This is a genomic window from Mycetohabitans sp. B2 (assembly GCF_021733735.1).
GTDB classification, from domain to species: domain Bacteria; phylum Pseudomonadota; class Gammaproteobacteria; order Burkholderiales; family Burkholderiaceae; genus Mycetohabitans; species Mycetohabitans rhizoxinica.
This window is the reverse complement of sequence record NZ_JAHKSP010000082.1, coordinates 137,273-155,171: the sequence shown is the minus strand read 5'-3', so window position 1 is coordinate 155,171 and position 17,899 is coordinate 137,273. Positions and strand designations below refer to the sequence as shown.

Sequence of the window (17,899 nt, the reverse complement as noted above, 5' to 3'; positions counted from 1 at the left end):
CTACCCGCTTCTCTTCCGGCTGCTCTTGAACTACCCGCTTCTCTTCCGGCTGCTCTTGAGCTACCCGCTTCTCTTCCGGCTGCTCTTGAGCTACCCGCTTCTCTTCCGGCTGCTCTTGAACTACCCGCTTCTCTTCCGGCTGCTCTTGAGCTACCCGCTTCTCTTCCGGCTGCTCTTGAACTACCCGCTTCTCTTCCGGCTGCTCTTGAACTACCCGCTTCTCTTCCGGCTGCTCTTGAGCTACCCGCTTCTCTTCCGGCTGCTCTTGAGCTACCCGCTTCTCTTCCGGCTGCTCTTGAACTACCCGCTTCTCTTCCGGCTGCTCTTGAACTACCCGCTTCTCTTCCGGCTGCTCTTGAGCTACCCGCTTCTCTTCCGGCTGCTCTTGAGCTACCCGCTTCGCTTCCGGCTGCTCTTGAACTACCCGCTTCTCTTCCTGCTCCTTTTGATCCTGCAACAACTTTTCGACTACCCGCTTCGCTTCCTGCTCCTCTTGAGCTCTTCGCCGCGCTTCCTGCCTATCTAGAACTGACTGCCGTGCTCCCTGCTCTTTTTTCTGCTTCTTCTGCGCCTTTTTACTTAGCCCTGCCGGTTGCTCAGAATTGGAAGAACCCGATACGTGCAACTTGTTTTTCCTTTCTTCTGTAGCATTTACGTCCGTGCTATCTACTGCGAAATAGACGACCGCGCACGACATAATCGCGCGCAGCACGCGGTTTGATGAAAATAAACGGATACGTTCCGCACATTGACCGGGAGTGAATTTTAATTTCATATCTTCAAAAAACGTCAATTTATTATTAAACTAACAAGTTAATAATTCTAAGAATACACAACAAGACTTTTCCTGCTTGCACAAGCAGCAAGCTGGCTCTTTCACGCTGTCCTTCTATAAGCCGTCGACGGATGACCCCCGGCACTCTAACGACTTACTGACGATTTGCTTACAGTGACTGCGCTATAGGGTAAGAAAATGTCGGATAAGGACCTGGAATGATCTTCTCAGTATCGAAAACATTGAGCGCCACCTGACTGATGCCGACTACAAACCCGCGTAATAGATTTGACTTCAACATTAATTACGGATTTGCAGAAAAGCAAATGCCGAAATGAACAGATACGACGGCGATTGCGCTTGTCGACGCTCCGACCTGATCTTCGCCGCTATACTGCTTGGCAAGCCCAGTAACGTCGCCGTCTAACCAATGAAGCAGAAAACGGTCTGGAGTTGGACATGGCACAAAAGTAGCCTAACGCAGAAAGGCTACTTCAACATGCACTTCGGCGCTGACCACACGGTGCCGACGACATCACGCTTGGATGTGATGTGCGGACACGAGTGCACGCAGTTCTCCACAGATTTTGTGAACGTCCCTGTGAATATCCTCGGGACAAACGACGCAAGTGCTTGAGCCCGCGGCATTTGTTTCCCCCCGCGCAATAACGGGCAACGAGCAGCTGACCTTGAGCAGCTTGTGCCAGCCGGCACCGCTGTCGCGCCACATCGGCTGGCTTGATGTCACCGACCCAAGCGGCACATGCTACTTCGGGGTGAACGGATAGTGCTACCTGACAGCGAATGAATAGCGGCCATGCGTGCGGCACCCGTCCAAAGCGACAGCCACCAGTTCACGGCATAAACACCAGGCGCCATTGCATCGAGCGCGATCGAGACGCGCTCGTGAGCTGCCGGCTCGACGACCGAGTGGGACATGCACAAGCGCAAGTGGCGCAGCGGCAAAAACAACACGACGAGCCACAGACACGCGAGCCGAGACCGGCAAGCGAAGATCGTTCTCACGACGAACTCTCATTGAATTGAATGACACCGCTCAGCATCCGACGGGTGTCGCAGCCACCAACGTTCAAGCATACGCCGGCTTATTCACAAATTTTGTTTGCAACGATGTGGACAACCATTGGATACACATGCTAAATGCCTGTCGCACCAACAGAAAACGGGGCTGCTACGGCTTGGTGCAGCGGCGTGCGGTACCGACGCAATCGCCGCTGCAATCAGGACAATAGTGACGCGCGGCCAGGCCGGCGCCACGCCATCCTTCACTGCTGCATGGCACAGGCGTGCCGATCGACTCGCCCCCCTCCTGCGCATAGAACACCGGCTCGCCGGCCAAGCCGCGTGCAATCATTGAATCGATTTCCACGTCGCCGAACGCCGCCCGTAGCGCATCCACGAATACTGCCACCTGCGGCATCGAGCGGCGCATGGGTTTGCCGGGCATTGCGGCACCTCCGGGAAAACGCCACTTGCGCCAATACCTGTATAAATATACAGTATACGAACGCAAGGAGATAAAGATGGACGATGCATTTTTCTCGGAACGGGCGTTCGATCGCGCCGCCGCCGATCTGCGGCGAATCGTGCATGCGATCGCCGGCCGATATCGGGTCCGCGGCGAGCCGCTGACATGGCGGCGCCTTCACGACATCGAAGCAGAGGCGCTGTCCGACCTCGGGCTGAGCTGCCGCCACGACGCCTCGTTGCTTGCCCTGTTCTCACCATCGCTGGAGCACGACTTCCCGCACTCGGACGAGGTGGTGTGCGTGTCAGGCGCGCAACGCGTGCCACTGATTACGTGGTTCGTGTTCGACGTCTATGATCTGGTCGCGACGCCGGCGCCCCGGCCGCCGCAAGTCCAATACAAAACGGCCGCAATGTCATAGACCGTGCAGGCGCGTCGGCAGCCGGTGCCGATATCGGCATTGGTGTCGGTATCAGTGCCAATGCCATCGGACAGCACACCGGTGTTCCGGCGCTGATACAGTGAGTCGATCAAAAGGACACCGCTCCACCACTACACATACACCCGCAGTCGGACCACGCTGCCTGGCATTGCCCTATGAAATTGCGCGCGACGCTCGTGCCATTGCTCTACCTGGCGTGTATCGCGATAGCCGCGCTGGCTTGCACGGAAATGGCCCCGGATGACGGTCCGGCCTATGGTGCCGAATTCGAGGCTTCGACTAACCGGCGGCACGGCTTGAACGGTATCCCGAACTGGCGCGTGCCAACCGCGACGCTGATCGAATTTGAGTATCTCGGCCACACGCACACATGCAGGATCCACCGGCCTTCCACCAGGCACTGCTCGATTGGCTAGACCGTACGAACCGGTAGTTTGCCGCGGTGTCGTGTTATCCCCAGAATATGTTGGGAAGGCTGTGGATAAGCTGGGCATACGCAGCGCAAGCCGTTGACAGAACGGCAATTGCCACCGACGATCGCACTGCGTGCAAACGCTGCCGGTGATACGTCCGGAACTCGCACTTGGCGGAACAGCGACCGCATCGGTCACGCCACCGCCTGCACGGGGGTCGGCCGCGCCGGCTAGCATGAACCCTATTCCCCGCATCATCGGCCCCGACGGCAATCCGATGCGCGTGACATACAACGTGCGCACCTAAACGCGATTCAACGCAACGTCGAGCGAAATGATTGCTGCGGCATCAGCCAGTGGTGATCATATTTGTACCACTTGCCTATAGACAGTCACCGTCCCGCCAGCACGCCATCGGGATGCCGTACGCGCCGCGATCGCTGGCGAACGCGAGGTGACGCGCGTACGCGCCATCAAGGATGGCGTTCAGCGTCTGGCGATCGTAAGCGCCCCGCCACACGTAATCCGCTCGATGACAAACCGAGCCCGCTCACTCACCGGCCCGCAAGGCAGCTCGACCAACCGGTAGCCCAGTGCGTCGTATGTCGACACCATCACATCGTACGTGCGCTGTGCTTCGTCGAAATCTTGCTTTCTTTCAGTATCTTGCACAAAGATCTCGCGCCAAGGAGGCGCAATGAATACCTGGCAGTTGTAGCGAAACGATTGCGCGGCGCGTAACACGTGTGGCGGCACTGGCAAGCCGCAAAGACGAAGATAACCCACGACATCGGGCACGCCTCGATCGAACAGGACCGGCACGCCGCACTCGCAAGCCAAATGATACGAGCGCATCTCCCAGCACAGCATCAGTTGCGCAAACAGCGCGGGATCATGCCATGGCAGCGCCGGACCGCCGATCCGTACCTGGTCTTGGATCACCCCCCTGCCTGCTTCGACTGAACGTGCATAGCCAGCCGCCTGCAGCGCGTCGAGCAGCGTGCTCTTGCCCGACCCTGGTCCCCCGGTGATCACATGGAAGCGGTCCACACAAATGAACTCATTATCTGCCATTGGCGTCGCCCCGATTCAATCCTTCACAGATTTAGCTATTCGCAGATCCACTATTTGCAAGCCCAGCTATTCGCAGATCGCCAGTGAGCGCGCCTGCATCGTCGCACGCCATAGGCGGTGCAGTTGCGGATCGCCGTTATACAGTTGAGTGACGCGGAACAGCAAGTCGTCCGGGACCTGCGGCAACGACGATGTCGCATATGAGGTCATGCCAGCGGCACCGCACAACGCCAACTGAATGGTCGGAGCGAGCGCAATCGCCTCGTCACGCGCGGCATCCATGCCGAGCAGAGCGGCGACCAGCGGTTCAATCAGCCATTCCGGACTTGATACGGCAACGTCCTGCCGTTCTGGAGCACGTTCTGGCCGTCAAAGTGCGGCTTGTCGCGATACGGCGATTTGGCCGCGTACATGAACAACGCAATGCGCGCCGACACATCCGGCCGATCTCGATCAGCAACAGGTGCAGCATCGATGTGCCGTCGAGCCTTGTTGGCGAGGACGGATCAATGGCCAGCGCGTCGCGCAGCCGGCTATACCGAGGCCCGCATACCGCACAACGATATTGGGCTGGTCGGTTGCGCGCCCCTGAATCACGGACATGAAACGGCGTTCGGAACCGGCATGCGCGAAGAACCCGCGACCTACACCCAACTACGGCCGTGCAGCGCCAGTGGCCGAGGACCCAACGATCACTTGCACACACCGGCTGCCAATGGCCGGACACACGTAGCGGCCAGTGGCCAGCGCCATGCCATCGCGCCCCGCCGCGAAGGCATCAGACGCTTGGCAGCCTGCGCGTCGCGGCGCGCTCCTCGGCGCGCACGTCGAGCAACCGGCGCATCGTTGCAAACAGTTCAGGATAATCCAGCGGTTTGCGCAGGAACGCGTCATAGCGGACGAACGCGGGCGGACTGGATTCGCCCGACACAAGAATGAACAGCGTGTCGGCAAGCGCGGGATGATTACGTATCGCCTGACACAATGCACTGCCCGACATTTTGGGCATACGCCAGTCGGCCACGACAATATCGATTTGTGTCGCATCGAGCAGTGCCAGCGCATGCCCGCCGTCGGTGGCGCTCTGCACCCCGTAGCCCTGCTGCGCGCAGCAAATGGCCCAGGCAGCAAGGGTTTCCGGGTCGTCGTCGACAAGGAGTACAGTCGTCGTCACGTTTAGCTCCAACCATCCGAGTGCCGCCGCTCCCGGATGCGGCAACTCGCGTGCACTCAAACATGTAAGAAAACCTTCGCGTGCACGATCGGCGACCGGTTCAGCGGGCGGACGCTCGTGTGCGAGCAAGCAGCACGCCCGCCAACGCGATGGCAAATCCGATCTATTGCACCGGCAGCAACGTTTCGCCCAAACGCCAGATAACTTTCTAATGCGGCCAACGGTGGCATCAGGAACAGCAGAGTCGTCGCCCGTGATGCGTCACCGCGTCGTGCCCTCCAAACCAACAAGGTCGTCGCGACACCCGACAGCATCGCGATACCCCACGCCAGCGATGCCCATAGTTGCGGCGCGGCGACAAAGCGGTGCTCGCCAAGCACCAGTGCGAGACCAGCGGCGATCAGCGCGGCGCCGGCGTTCTGTAACGCAGCGGCGCTGCTCAAGTGCGCGCTCGACAACGACATTTTCTGGTACAGCGTCCTCGCCGTGATCGTTAATACCGCGAAGATCACCGCGGTCACCACGATCCACTGCCCCATGCGGTCGCGCCGGCGACCGCATGGGGCAGCACAGCAGCGTCGTGTGCAGCGAGTTTAGGCAGCAGAACGAGCGCCACACCCGCCAAACCCACCCACAGGCCTGCCCAACCTCGCAACGAGAGCCGCTCTCCAAACAACCGCGATCAATGCCATGACTGCCGCCAATAGCGGTTGCAGCGCACCTAGCAGAGCCATCACGGCGAAGCCGAGTCCCTGCGCCACCGCCCAATAGCCCGCGCTGAGATAGAAGCCTTGCAGTAGCGCGTCGGCCAACAGAGGTTTGCCCGACTCACCGCGATCGAACCAGCGCACGTGCGCTACCCAGGCCGACACCACAGTAAACAGCAGTGCGGTGCCGGCAAAACGCCCTAGTCAATACAGGTTTGGGTCAGCGTACAGCGTGATTGCGCGCGCGACGATAAAACCCGTTGACCACAACGCGACAAACGCGGCAGCAACGACGAAAACCATGGAAGACGTGCTGTTCGCCAAATCGGCATTACTGCGCTGCGTAAAGCTCAGGTCTCGTTCAAACCTGCATGCGCAACGCCTGGGACAGCCTTGCCGCCAACCGCACGCCGCACAGCCGCGGGCGCCACAGCTGCGGCTTCCAGCCACGCGACGCCGCAGCCCCGCAGCGCCGATAAACATTATCGCCAGTTACTTAGAGTCGGTTGCCCAAGCCGGCACCGAGCGCACGCTTTTCGCCGAAACCGAGTGCGCACCAACGCCCTTTCGGGTGGTGGAATGGCGATATGCATCGCCATTCCATGCGCCCTGCGGCAATATCGCATCCAAGCCGGTGATCGTGTGCCGGTTGAACACGGGTTGCGCGATGCCGGCGTTACGCTGAGCACAATAGTCGAGCCAAGCGGCGCGTGCATACTTGCCGAGCGCGAGGACCGCTAACAAGTTGATCGTGGCCATCAGCCCCATGCTCAAGTCGGCCATCGACCAGATCAGCGGCAGCTTGCCGACGCTGCCAAACATCACCATGCCGAGCACCGCGAATCGGAACCCAATCAGCACATCCTTGCGCCGCGTGATGAACGTGACATTGCCTTCGGCACAGGCGTAGTTCCCCATGATCGACGAGAACGCGAGCATGAAGATTGCGCACGTCAGGAACGTCGCGCCCCAATCGCCCACATGGCTGGACATCGCGCGCTGGGTGAGCACTGCGCCCTCGACCGGCGCGCCAGGCTGGTACTCGCCGGACAACAAGATGATCAACGCCGTCGCGCTGCAGATCAGGATCGTGTCGACGAACACGCCGAGCATCTGGATCAGGCCCTGCGTGACAGGATGGCGCGTGGTCGCGGTCGCTGCCGCATTCGGCGCACTACCCATGCCCGCCTCGTTCGAGAACAGCCCACGCTTGATGCCGACCGCGACGATCTGGCTGATGGCGTAGCCCGCGACGCCACCGGCCGCCTGCTCGAGGCCGAACGCACTGCGCACGATCAACGCGATCATCGCCGGAAACGAACTCAAGTGCGCCAACAGCACGTAGCCGGCCAGCGCAAGGTAGCCGAAGGCCATCACCGGTACGAGGAACTGCGCGATGCGTGCAATGCGGCGAATCCCGCCAAAGATCACCGGCGCGATTAATACGATCAGTAAGCCCCCCGTGACGGCACGGTTTGTACCGAACGACGCATGCAGCGCGTCCGCGACCGAATTGGCTTGCACCGCGTTGAACACGAGGCCGAACGCAAGAATCAACGATGCGGCAAACACCATCCCGAGGCGTCTGGAACGCAATCCGACCCAGATATAGTAGGCCGGACCGCCACGAAAGGTATTGTCGTGATGGGACACCTTGAATATCTGCGCGAGCGTGGCCTCGACGAACGCGAGCGCCATGCCGAGCAGCGCGGTCAGCCACATCCAGAAGATCGCCCCAGGACCGCCGGCGCTCAATGCAACGGCAACACCCACGATGTTGCCCGTGCCGACCCGGCTCGCAAGCCCCGTAGCGAAGGCTTGGAACGAGGAAATGCCGTCGCCCTTGCGCTTGCCCTCGCCATCGTCGCAAAACAACGTCTGCACGCTCAGCGGCAGTGCGCGAAGCTGGATGCCGGCAAAGCGCCATGTGAACCATGCTCCCGCGCCCAGCAACAGCGCGATCAGCATGTAGTTCCACAACACTCCGTTCAGGTGGCCAATGGCCGATGCCAGAAAAACTCCCACGCTCATTCCTGTTACAACCCTTACGAATTGATTTCAGCGTCCGAATTTTACACATAACAAGCCGCCGCAGGGGTGGTTCCAGGAGAATTAATTACGGCTATTCGCTGTACCGCTGCTCGAATCGGTATTAATTACCTGAATCCATAACAATGAAAGGTTCGCTTGGAGGAAGTCAGTGGTCACCGCACGCCTCGCAGCCATGGTGGCTCGTCGAGGTTCCCGGCTAGTGCTAGCCAGGGTGACAAGCAGCGCGAGAAGGTACGTTAAGAACGCCAGAACTTGACTTATCGATAATTGCGGGTATTTCCTTATTGACGTCGCCTGTCGCGTCGCCCTAAACCACTGGCGGCCATCATTGATAGTCCACGGATTCCCCGTCGAATGCCCACTCGATTTGTCGGCTACACCGAGAGAACGCTGACACATAAAACGTACGCCCCCGCCATCCAACAGCACGCGGCCATTCGCTTCCCGAACCGTTTATTCGGATCCGACAGTCAAACAGAAACTGATAGCGGCGTAATGTGGACCCACCTCCTATCCTTCCGCCCATCATGAACATTAAGATCAACCCATTCCGCCAAGCCTGCCAATCCGTTTCGACACCCCGGGGCAATGTGACGACATCCAGCCATATCGCCGCAGGACGCGAGCGACCTTGGCAAAGCAAATTCGACGGCTTGCTTTCGCGCAACAAAAAGACGATATCGACGCAACCGCCAGCGGAAAAGCGGACCTCCACCGACTCGAAAACGTCACGGACAGCCCAGAATGTGGTCAAACGACTGAAACAGGTCTTCCGCCCATGCGGCTCGTCGGAAAGCAAGCTTTTGCCAGAGAACGAGCTTATTAAGCGGTTTCCTCAAGTTCCGCCACGCCCCGTCCCCGCTGACAATCGCGTCGGCGTTGGAACGAAAGCTTCTACACAAACCAGCACGACAAAGGGTGTTCCTCCACGCATCAAGCCACCCAAACGAAAAGACTCGCTCGTGCATCTGGCCACCCATGAGGCTGTCTCGGCTCTTCGAAGCAGTGGCTTTTCGTCAAAAGAGGCGTTCGCGAGGGTAAAAGCAGGCCAAGTCAACGTCAGAAAAGTCAAATTCGAAAAAGTCGAAGTCGAAGACAAAACAATGAAGGCCAAGTTGTTAAGCACAAAGACCCTACTCTCCGAAAGGGAGAAAACAGTGAAGGGTAATACTCTAAGGTTCGAGCAGCCCAAACATTTTGACTCGCTCGCGCAATGGGTCACCGATGAGATTAAGATATACGCGAGGGAAGGCAGAGAAAAATGATGCCAGCATCTTTACGCAAAAAGACCTTGGCTTCCGAAGGGTAGAAAACGGCGAAACAGTCGGGACGCTGGCTACCTGTCGAGCCTGGAAATCTCACTCCACCCATAGTCCACCCATAGGTCTGAGTAGATCGGATAAAGGTTCCGTGATGGAGTGACCCAGGGGAACCTGTCCCATATGGGGCCTTGCCGGAGCGGCAGAAACCGGGGCTCTGCGCATAGCGGCAAGCATCGAGCGGCGTGCCGGAGCCTGCCAGAGTCTTAGTGTGCCGGGATCATGAGACGATAACGGAAATAAATAAACGTCCTATGACCGAAGCAACAGTGACTAAAAAGAGCAAGAACCCGAAGGCGTTGAAGCTGCTCCCCGATGAACTGATGGGTCAACTGCTGGCGCGGATGCAAAGCAGGGATGCCGAGTCGATTTTGAGCGAATCGGGCTTAGCCGGGTAATTGAAGAAGCAACTGGCTGAGCGCATGCTCGCGGCGAAACTAACGCACCACCTGGAAAGCAAAGCCAAGCAAGACAACGATGGCAATCATCGCAATGGCACCAGAGCCCCAAGACGGTAACCACGTCCAATGGCGAGTTGAAGCTTGATATTTTACTTGACCGGCAAGCCACGCTCATCGTCTATGAACGGCCTGCCCACCCGAAGTGCCCTCCAAGGCCCCTTGTCCCGGATGATCATACCATACGCTTGAAACTTTGCGGCAGGCAGTCAATCAGTTCGCCATTCTGTTCGGCGACCGGTTCACGAACGCCATCAGTTGAGATCTTTTAACTGACCTCGGCACACAAGATCCCTGACCTATCCCCGTCTGGACACGCCGCGCTTCGCCTCGCCCGCCAATATCTCGGCTATGACCGAAACGGACAGTCTAACGGCCGTTACGCTACTCCTACTTTCTCTAGCATCGACGACCATCAGTGTGGAACGGATGCGTTATTCGTTCCGTCCCTTTTTTTGCACGATCGGTATTCCGGCATCCACTGCATCACGAAGTCCCGAACCGTTTGTACGGATCCGATATTCAAACAGAAACTGATGGCGGCGTATGTGAGCCACTCCTATCCTAACTACCATCATGAACATCAAGATCAACCCATTTCGCCAAGCACGCCAACCCGATCCGACACCCCGGGGCAATGTGACGACGTCCGGCAACACCGTCGCGGGACACGAGCGGTTTCGGCAAAGCAAATTCGACGTATTGCCTTCCCGCAAGAAAAAGACGATATCGACGCAACCGACAACGGAAAAGCAGGCCCCCTCCGACTGGAAAGCGTCACGGACATTCCGGAATGCGGCCAAGCTACTGAAAAAGGTCTTTTACCCATGCGGCTCCTCGCAGAGCAAGCTTAGGCAGGCTACAACCCAGTTAACCATGCCGGAGAACGAACTGATTACACCAGAAAGCGAGCCCATTAAGCAGTTTCCTCAATTTCCGCCACCTCCTGCCCCTGCTGACAATCGTGCCGGAGTTGGGACAAAAAACTCGGCCCAAACTGGCACAGTCACGGTAAATGGCACGACCATCATCCTGCCCAAACGAAAGGAATCACTTGCTCATTTTCAAGCCCACTCGTCGCGCGATACGGCGCAATTTCGTGGCGCCGATCTCTCTAGTACAAAACTGCAGCAAGCCGACACGGCTATACCGTTCCGCCCACCGAAGTCAACAAAAAGACCGTCCATCCCGGCTTTCCGCCCTACCGAAGGCAACATTTCATCGAAGCAAACCGCTCCGGCAACACCGCCCCGTCCGCCGAAATCGAATAAAAGACCCTCGGGTTCTACTATCCGAAGCAGTCACACTTCATTCAAAGAGGCGTTCGCAAGGGCAGCAATAGTCCAACTCGCCACCCAAAAAATGGAGACAGCGTCTTTACGCAAACAGACCTTGATCTTCGAAGGGTGGAAAACGGCGAGCGAGACGGGGCATTGGTTACCTGTCGAGCATGAAAATCACGCTCCACCAGCAGGCCTGAGCAAATCGGATAAAGATTCGACAATGGAGTGACCCAGGGGAAACTTGCCACATATGGACCTTTCGCGAAGCGGTAGGAACAGGCGTTCTGCGCACAGCGGCAAGCAACGGGCGGCGTGCGGACCCACATGACTCCACAGCGACGTGTTGATGGCTGTTCCTGGACACGCCATGCTTCGCTTCGCTCGCCAATACCTCGGATATGACGGAAAAGCAATAGACCCAACCCTTACTCTATTCGACATTCACCACCTATTAAAGGTCATTAGTATGGAACGTCTCCGTTTCCCTTCTTCCTCCCTTTTTCGCCGCACGACTAATGAGCCAGCAGCCCCAAAAAACGAGCGGTCATCGTCGTCAGCGACACGCCGCTCCGCATCGGGGGTTTTATCGGGTTTTAACAAGCTTTTCAAAAGAAATAAAAATAAGAATGACATTCTCCCGCAACACCGTCCATGGACAGACAGCTTATTTGAGCTGCCTAAGGTACCGAATGACTCTACGATTCAGGAAATTAATGAAAAAATGAAATACCCTGCAAACGGCTCGATAAGGTCATTAAAACCAGAGGACCCTGAATATTTTTCCAAATTGGCCGAAAGAGAAGCATCCGCAGCAAAACAATCGCTGCCCCAGTCACCTGTCACCTCACTGCCGCCCCACTCGACGACGTCCAATACGGAGTTGCCATGGGCGTCGCGCAATGGGACCGACGCGAAGCAAGAACCCTCGAAAAAAAATAGTGTGGAAACGAAACTGCCCCGAAATGTCCTACGCACCCCCCCTAAAGTGAATGTCAGCGATCTGCCGCCAACGCCGCCGATTCCGCGAGAATACGAGAATGGAGCGGCGCGGTCGGCGACGTCCCACCGCTAGCATGGAACGGTGCTACAACTGGCAACTAAAGCACAAGGAAGACGCAGTTTAGGGCTTCTCCCCACGTCTTCGCAGACATACCTGCCGCGGGCGACGGGGAGCAGCGGACTGACCATTTGAAGTTCTGCAGTCGCCCGCCCCTCCGTCGGTGCACCATTACCCGCACGCTCAATTACTCAATTTTGTCAACGCAAGTGCCGATATAGACGTTTTAATGACGTCTTTCCGCAGCCTGACCGTCGCCGTCGGAAAACCAAGCTGCGGTTCATTAAAGTCGCGCACACTCATGTTTTCCCCAATAAAACTGACTCTCTTTACTGCACGCGCCGGGGCCAATCGCTGTTCCACGCTGCGGCACACGCGCCGCCTGATCACCCCGGCAATTGCATTGGGCGGCTGCGCGCTACTGCTCATACTGTTCCAGCATGTGTCTCACGCGGTCCATTACCGCTCGGTAATTCATCAACTGCGCCAACTAAGCGCCGCGGAATGGACCGGCGCGCTCGCCGCCACGGTCGTGAGCTATATCGGACTAGTCGGGCGTGACATGGTCGGACTGCACCACATCGGCGCGCGGGTGCCACGCGCATTGTTACTGCTCGGTGCGACGGTCGGCTCGGCCATTGGCAACGCAACAGGCTTCGGCGCGTTGACGGGCGGGGCCGTACGTTGCAGGATCTACGGCGCGGCGGGCGTGACGCCGGCACGGGTCGGACGCCTGACCGTCTTCACCGGCATCGGCCTGGCCGCGGCGCTGGTGCTAATAAGCGCAGCCGGCATGCTGTTCGTCGCCGGCCAGCTTGAGTCGGCGCTGCACCTGCCGGCATCGATGCTGCGCTGCGCGGGTACGCTCGCGCTCGCGGCGATCGTGGCACTGGTGGTGACGTGCCGCAGTCGACCACACACGATTGGCGGCAGCGGTGCGCAGCGCTGGCTCGCGCTGACGATTCCATCGCGGCGCGATCTGATCGCCCAGCTAGGCTGGTCGATTGTCGACGTCGCCGGCGCCGCGCTGGCGCTGTGGACCCTGTTGCCGGATACGTCGATCGGCTTCGCCACGTTCATGACGGTCTATGCGGCGGCGTTGCTGCTCGGGATGGTCGGCCACACCCCTGGCGGCATCGGCGTATTCGAAGGCGTGGTGCTGATCGCCTTCGGGCGAGACTTACCGATGCCGCAATTGGTGGCCGCGTTGCTCGCCTACCGGGCCATCTACTTCGGGCTGCCGCTGCTCGTTTGCGGTGGCGCGCTGGTCATGTTCGAGGGACGCGCGCTCAAGCGCGTAGTGATGACTTCTCCTGCGCTGTATGCAGCACGCGGCCTCGCACAACTCGCACCGCTATTGCTGAGCACCATCACGTTCGCGGTTGGCTGCATGCTAATCGTTTCCGGCGCAACACCGGCGTTCATGCACCGGATCGCGGTGCTGAGCACGCTCGTGCCCCTGTGGGTCCTTGAAAGCTCGCAGTTGCTCGCCAGCGTGCTCGGTGTACTGCTGCTGTTCGTCGCCCGCGGACTGCTGCGCCGGCTTGATGCCGCATGGTGGCTAGCCTTGCTGCTGGCCAGCGTCAACCTCGGGTTGTCCTTGGCCAAGGGGCTGGCATTCATCGAAGCCGGCGTGCTCGGGATCCTGGTGTTGCTGTTGATCGCGACGCGGCACCATTTCAACCGCCGCTCGTCGCTGTTCGGCGAGCGCTTCACGCCCGGTTGGCTCGTGTCGGTCGGCATCGTGATCGTCATCGCGACGTGGATCCTGCTGTACGCGTTCCGCGACGTGCCGTACACCCACGAGCTATGGTGGCAATTCGCCTTCGACGGCCGGGCCCCGCGCGCACTGCGCGCTACGCTGGCGGCCGCGCTGTGCGCAGCGGCGCTGGCCTTCTGGCAGTTGCTGCGGCCGGCGGCCGGCCGCTTCATGAAGCCGGCCGAACAGGATCTTGCCGACGCGGCGCGTATCGTGCGCGCGCAGGAACGCAGCGACGCAGGGCTCGCCATGATGGGCGACAAAAGCTTTTTGTTCTCCGCGTCGCGCCAGGCCTTCCTGATGTATGCCAAGCGTGGACGCACGTGGGTGGCGCTGCACGACCCAGTGGGCCCGCGCGACGAATGGTCCGAGCTGATCCGCCGTTTCGTCGCGCTGGCGCACACGCACGGCGGCCGCGCCGCGTTCTACCAGGTGCGCGCCGACGCCCTGCCGTTCTACCTTGATACCGGCTTACATCTGCTAAAGCTAGGCGAGGAAGCGAACATCGCGCTGGCCGACTTCGATTTGAAGGGATCGCACCGCGCCCATCTTCGCTATGCGCTCAAGCGCGGTGAACGCGATGGGCTGGCCATTGAAATGATCGAACCAGCGCGCATGCCAGAATCCATGCCAATGCTTAAATCGATCTCCGATGCGTGGCTGCAAAGCCGCGTGGCGCGAGAAAAGAGCTTTTCGGTAGCCGCATTCAACCCGGCGTATCTCGCCGCGCAATCGGTCATGCTGCTGCGCCAGCATGGCCGTCCGGTTGCGTTCGTCACATTCATGACGACAGACGTGCACACCGAGGCGACCGTTGGCGTGATGCGCCACCTGCCGGATGCGTCTGGATACGCGATGGACTATCTGTTCACGAAGCTGGCGCTGCATTTGAAGGATGCCGGGCTACGCACGTTGAGCCTGGGCATCGCACCGCTGTCAGGCGTGCAGCCGACGCCATTTCCGTCGCTCTGGCAGCGTGTCGCGCGACTCGCATGGCACCTTGGCGGACGCTTTTACAATTTCCGCGGCCTGCGAGGGTTCAAGAGCAAGTTTCAGCCGCACTGGGAGCCGCGCTACCTGGCGGTGTCCGGCTCACTCGGCCTATTCGTGACACTGGCCGACATCTCGCTACTGGCAGGAGGCTGGCGCTCATGAAAATCCGCTTTTTGATTACCGTCGCGACTCGCGCGATCGCCGCGTGTGCGCTCGCGCTGCCCGATGCCCACGCCGCCGCCACCAGCACGCTGCCCGGCGGCCGCTATGGCGAAGTCACGCTGACCCGTCCCGACGGCCCCTTGCGCGGCTTTGTCGTGCTGTTCTCCGACGCAAACGGCTGGCATGCCTCGGATCATGAAACGGCACAGGCGTTGGCGCGCGATGGCGCGCTGGTCGTCGGCGTCGATACCCGTCGCTATGCGGCGAATCTGGCTGCCAAGCCGCAAAGCTGCCAGCATCTGGTGAGTGACGCCGAAGCCTTGAGCCATCAGTTGGAACGGCAGCTGGATTCGTCCCGCTATTTCGCGCCAATCGTCGCAGGAACCGGACAAGGCGCGACGCTGGCCAGGCAGATCCTGGCCCAGGCACCGGCGAACACAGTGGCTGGCGCACTGTCGTTGGATCCGACGCCCACGCTGGACGCGCGGTTCCAGCCGTGCCCGCCCGACCCGACAGTGAGCCGCGGCGCCGGGCTGCCCGGCTTTTTTGTGACTGGCACAGCCGCAGGCAAGAGCCAGGCAGAGCGACTGCGCACATGGGCGGCGCCGTACCTGCGCGCGCCGTCCACCAACGACGAAGACGTCTCCGATCTGCCACTGGCCGAATTGCGAGCGCCCAAGCCCTCCGGCATGCTGGCGATCGTGATGTCTGGCGACGGCGGATGGCGCGATCTGGACAAGACCATCGCAGAAAATCTGCAAAAAGACGGCGTATCGGTGATCGGCTGGGACAGTCTTCGCTATTTTTGGAGTCACAAGACACCGGAGCAGGCCGCGCGCGATCTCGCACGCGTGCTGCGCGTCTACGGCGCCCGTTGGCAAGCACGGGACGTCGCGCTGATCGGCTATTCGTTTGGCGCCGACGTCATGCCATTCCTGTATAACCGCTTGCCAGAGCCGTTGCGCGAGCGCGTGTCGTACGTGTCGTTGCTCGGCTTCGCGCCGGCCGCCGACTTTCAGATCCGCGTAACAGGCTGGCTCGGGATGCCGGCTAGCGCAGACGCACTGCCCGCTAAGCCCGAGGTCGTGAAGCTGCCCGCCTCGATCGTCCAATGCGTGTACGGTGAGCACGAAACCGACACGCTGTGCCCGGCGCTGGCCGGCACCGGCGTCGACGTGGTGCAAATGCCCGGCGATCACCATTTCGGACGCGACTACGATACATTGACGCAACGGATCCTGATCGGCTGGAAGAAGCAAATCGCGCTTCGCCGCTAGCGGCTCGCTGTTTTAGCATCGGCTTCGGTGCCGTGCCCTTCCTGCTACCGCTGAGGCTGCAGGGGGACTCGCGATGAGCGCGAACCCTTTAAGCACGGCCATGCCGGTCTGCGCGGACTGCACGCGCTAGCTGGCGGCGCTCGCGCTCGCGCGCCTCACGAGGTTCGTCGGTCGTCATCGGCGCTAAAGTCAGATTGATCGCGACATTGTAGGGCACCCGATGGTAGGCGGCGACACACGCCTGGCCGATCAAAACCGGTGACGAACCCCCATGATAGCGAGCAGCTGCGAATTGGCCCCGGCCTCCACGTTGTACGAGCCGATCACGGCTTGCGCGGGCCCCAGGCCGTTCTGACCGCAAGCGTGTTGATAGCCGAGCATCGAATACACATCCGTGCGCTTGCTCAGCAGATAATCGACGCCGACGTTGACCTGCTGGTACGTGGCCGACGAGGCGCCGCTGGACCGGGTGTAGTTGTATCCCACCAGCGCCTGCAGCGATGTCAATCCCTGCCAACGTGCGAATACCGAGCCGTTGCCATACTTCTGCGCCTTGGAGAACCCAGATGAGGCGTCCGGATTGTATTGTGACAAACTGAAAGCCGCACCCACAGTCACGAGGCCGAACACGTATTGCCCGCCTGCCCTAAAGATGCCGACCGAGCGCGCGCGAGCGTAAGCCGAATTGACCGATGTGTTGAACAGCGAATCGGGCGACGACACGCCCCGCGCCGAGCGCGCCGGATTGCCATTATCGATATGCAAGAACCCTGTGCCCAAGCTCAGCGGCCCGCCCGCATACATTAGTGCACCAGAGTATGCCTGACCGGATCCAGGTGCCCCGGCGATTCCACCAAACGCGTACATCGCCTCAACGGTCAACCCGCTCCCATTCGGACTCGCCCACTTCACCGCGTGGTTGAACGTGGCACTGCCGCCGCAGCTATCGACATCACCCGGCGTCACGAACACCCCGCTGTACGAACCGGCCGTCAGCGGTTGCAGCAGATCCGACACTGGTTCGTTTTGCCTGCCAAACGTCACCGCGCCCCAACGCTCGTGCGACAGACCCACGAACGCCTTGGCCCCGAATAGCTGGCCACTACTGATCGACTGCCCGTGGCCGATGTCGAAGTCGTTTGCGACCGCGAAGTGGGCCGCGAGGCCGCTACCAAGCGCTTCGGTACCCTGCAACCCCCATTCGTTCGATGACAGCGTCCCTGGTGACATCTTCCATTGCGAGTGCTGTCCCGCGCTGTGACGAATGTACGCGAGGCCCGTGTCCACGGTGCCATGCAGTGTCACGGAACGCTGCGCGTGGGCCGTCGTGGCTAGTACCGTGCAAATAATGGTACTCGTGGTCAATACAGCTCTACTCAGCATCTAGTTAATTAGCCTTACCGAATTTATTTCCCTATGCGCCGTTAGCCGGGCACCCCGGCCCAGCCGACGACGCGCGACGCGG

13 protein-coding genes and 3 pseudogenes are annotated in these 17,899 nt (G+C 59.8%); 8 read left to right on the top strand and 8 right to left on the bottom strand.

Annotated elements, in window-relative coordinates; translation table 11 throughout:
* Positions 1-775, bottom strand: a pseudogene (locus KPG66_RS16780) (autotransporter domain-containing protein); the annotation flags it as partial.
* A gap of 1,192 nt (positions 776-1,967) precedes the next feature.
* On the bottom strand, positions 1,968-2,243 hold the full coding sequence (locus KPG66_RS16775; protein WP_013428284.1) for a hypothetical protein: 276 nt from the start codon (positions 2,241-2,243) through the stop codon (positions 1,968-1,970).
* A 76-nt stretch (positions 2,244-2,319) separates the two neighbouring features.
* On the opposite strand from KPG66_RS16775, the gene KPG66_RS16770 reads away from it, so the two are divergent.
* Positions 2,320-2,685 carry a DUF2471 family protein gene (locus KPG66_RS16770; protein ID WP_237071581.1) on the top strand — a complete coding sequence of 122 codons (366 nt, stop codon included), beginning with the start codon at positions 2,320-2,322 and terminating at the stop codon, positions 2,683-2,685.
* A 176-nt stretch (positions 2,686-2,861) separates the two neighbouring features.
* A complete protein-coding gene (locus tag KPG66_RS16765) occupies positions 2,862-3,122 on the top strand; it encodes a hypothetical protein (RefSeq protein WP_237071580.1) in 261 nt (86 codons plus the stop codon).
* A gap of 483 nt (positions 3,123-3,605) precedes the next feature.
* Here the strand turns inward: KPG66_RS16765 and KPG66_RS16755 are convergent, their stop codons facing one another.
* The 5 genes and pseudogenes from KPG66_RS16755 to KPG66_RS16735 all read right to left on the bottom strand — a co-directional run bounded on the left by KPG66_RS16755 (position 3,606) and on the right by KPG66_RS16735 (position 8,105).
* Positions 3,606-4,193, bottom strand: coding sequence for an AAA family ATPase (locus KPG66_RS16755; RefSeq protein WP_237071579.1), 588 nt, complete (start codon positions 4,191-4,193; stop codon positions 3,606-3,608).
* A 66-nt stretch (positions 4,194-4,259) separates the two neighbouring features.
* Entirely contained in the window at positions 4,260-4,475 is a 216-nt protein-coding gene (locus KPG66_RS16750) for a hypothetical protein (RefSeq protein WP_237071578.1), read from the bottom strand.
* Positions 4,476-4,971: 496 nt separating this feature from the next.
* Positions 4,972-5,367 (bottom strand): response regulator, encoded by a 396-nt coding sequence (locus KPG66_RS16745; protein WP_041755092.1) that lies wholly within the window; start codon positions 5,365-5,367, stop codon positions 4,972-4,974.
* A 163-nt stretch (positions 5,368-5,530) separates the two neighbouring features.
* A pseudogene (locus tag KPG66_RS16740) lies at positions 5,531-6,377 on the bottom strand (DMT family transporter).
* A 189-nt stretch (positions 6,378-6,566) separates the two neighbouring features.
* Positions 6,567-8,105, bottom strand: a complete 1,539-nt coding sequence (locus tag KPG66_RS16735) for an alanine/glycine:cation symporter family protein (RefSeq protein WP_013429057.1) — start codon at positions 8,103-8,105, stop codon at positions 6,567-6,569.
* 548 nt (positions 8,106-8,653) lie between these two features.
* Here KPG66_RS16735 and KPG66_RS16730 point away from each other — a divergent pair.
* The 6 genes and pseudogenes from KPG66_RS16730 (at position 8,654) to KPG66_RS16705 (ending at position 16,434) form a co-directional block, all read left to right on the top strand.
* Positions 8,654-9,391 (top strand): hypothetical protein, encoded by a 738-nt coding sequence (locus KPG66_RS16730; protein ID WP_237071577.1) that lies wholly within the window; start codon positions 8,654-8,656, stop codon positions 9,389-9,391.
* A 308-nt stretch (positions 9,392-9,699) separates the two neighbouring features.
* A pseudogene (locus tag KPG66_RS16725) lies at positions 9,700-10,094 on the top strand (transposase); the annotation flags it as partial.
* A gap of 385 nt (positions 10,095-10,479) precedes the next feature.
* Positions 10,480-11,415 (top strand): hypothetical protein, encoded by a 936-nt coding sequence (locus KPG66_RS16720; RefSeq protein ID WP_237071576.1) that lies wholly within the window; start codon positions 10,480-10,482, stop codon positions 11,413-11,415.
* Positions 11,416-11,532: 117 nt separating this feature from the next.
* Complete coding sequence (locus KPG66_RS16715; RefSeq protein WP_237071575.1) at positions 11,533-12,258, top strand: hypothetical protein; 726 nt, start codon at positions 11,533-11,535, stop codon at positions 12,256-12,258.
* 286 nt (positions 12,259-12,544) lie between these two features.
* Complete coding sequence (gene mprF / locus KPG66_RS16710; protein WP_237071574.1) at positions 12,545-15,157, top strand: bifunctional lysylphosphatidylglycerol flippase/synthetase MprF; 2,613 nt, start codon at positions 12,545-12,547, stop codon at positions 15,155-15,157.
* A complete protein-coding gene (locus KPG66_RS16705; protein ID WP_237071573.1) occupies positions 15,154-16,434 on the top strand; it encodes a virulence factor family protein in 1,281 nt (426 codons plus the stop codon). Before mprF ends, KPG66_RS16705 begins: the two co-directional genes overlap by 4 nt.
* 249 nt (positions 16,435-16,683) lie before the next feature.
* Here KPG66_RS16705 and KPG66_RS16700 read toward each other — a convergent pair whose 3' ends face one another.
* A complete protein-coding gene (locus KPG66_RS16700; protein ID WP_232509389.1) occupies positions 16,684-17,799 on the bottom strand; it encodes a porin in 1,116 nt (371 codons plus the stop codon).
* Positions 17,800-17,899 lie beyond the last annotated feature (100 nt).

What these genes read in the sequence shown, in the direction of transcription:
- KPG66_RS16730 (WP_237071577.1), top strand. Translation starts at nt 8,654, where the DNA reads ATGAACATTAAGATCAACCCATTCCGCCAAGCCTGCCAATCCGTTTCG.
- KPG66_RS16720 (WP_237071576.1), top strand. Translation starts at nt 10,480, where the DNA reads ATGAACATCAAGATCAACCCATTTCGCCAAGCACGCCAACCCGATCCG.
- KPG66_RS16770 (WP_237071581.1), top strand. Translation starts at nt 2,320, where the DNA reads ATGGACGATGCATTTTTCTCGGAACGGGCGTTCGATCGCGCCGCCGCC.
- KPG66_RS16755 (WP_237071579.1), bottom strand. Translation starts at nt 4,193, where the DNA reads ATGGCAGATAATGAGTTCATTTGTGTGGACCGCTTCCATGTGATCACC.
- KPG66_RS16735 (WP_013429057.1), bottom strand. Translation starts at nt 8,105, where the DNA reads ATGAGCGTGGGAGTTTTTCTGGCATCGGCCATTGGCCACCTGAACGGA.
- KPG66_RS16705 (WP_237071573.1), top strand. Translation starts at nt 15,154, where the DNA reads ATGAAAATCCGCTTTTTGATTACCGTCGCGACTCGCGCGATCGCCGCG.
- KPG66_RS16775 (WP_013428284.1), bottom strand. Translation starts at nt 2,243, where the DNA reads ATGCCCGGCAAACCCATGCGCCGCTCGATGCCGCAGGTGGCAGTATTC.
- KPG66_RS16765 (WP_237071580.1), top strand. Translation starts at nt 2,862, where the DNA reads ATGAAATTGCGCGCGACGCTCGTGCCATTGCTCTACCTGGCGTGTATC.
- mprF (WP_237071574.1), top strand. Translation starts at nt 12,545, where the DNA reads ATGTTTTCCCCAATAAAACTGACTCTCTTTACTGCACGCGCCGGGGCC.
- KPG66_RS16750 (WP_237071578.1), bottom strand. Translation starts at nt 4,475, where the DNA reads ATGGATGCCGCGCGTGACGAGGCGATTGCGCTCGCTCCGACCATTCAG.
- KPG66_RS16715 (WP_237071575.1), top strand. Translation starts at nt 11,533, where the DNA reads ATGGCTGTTCCTGGACACGCCATGCTTCGCTTCGCTCGCCAATACCTC.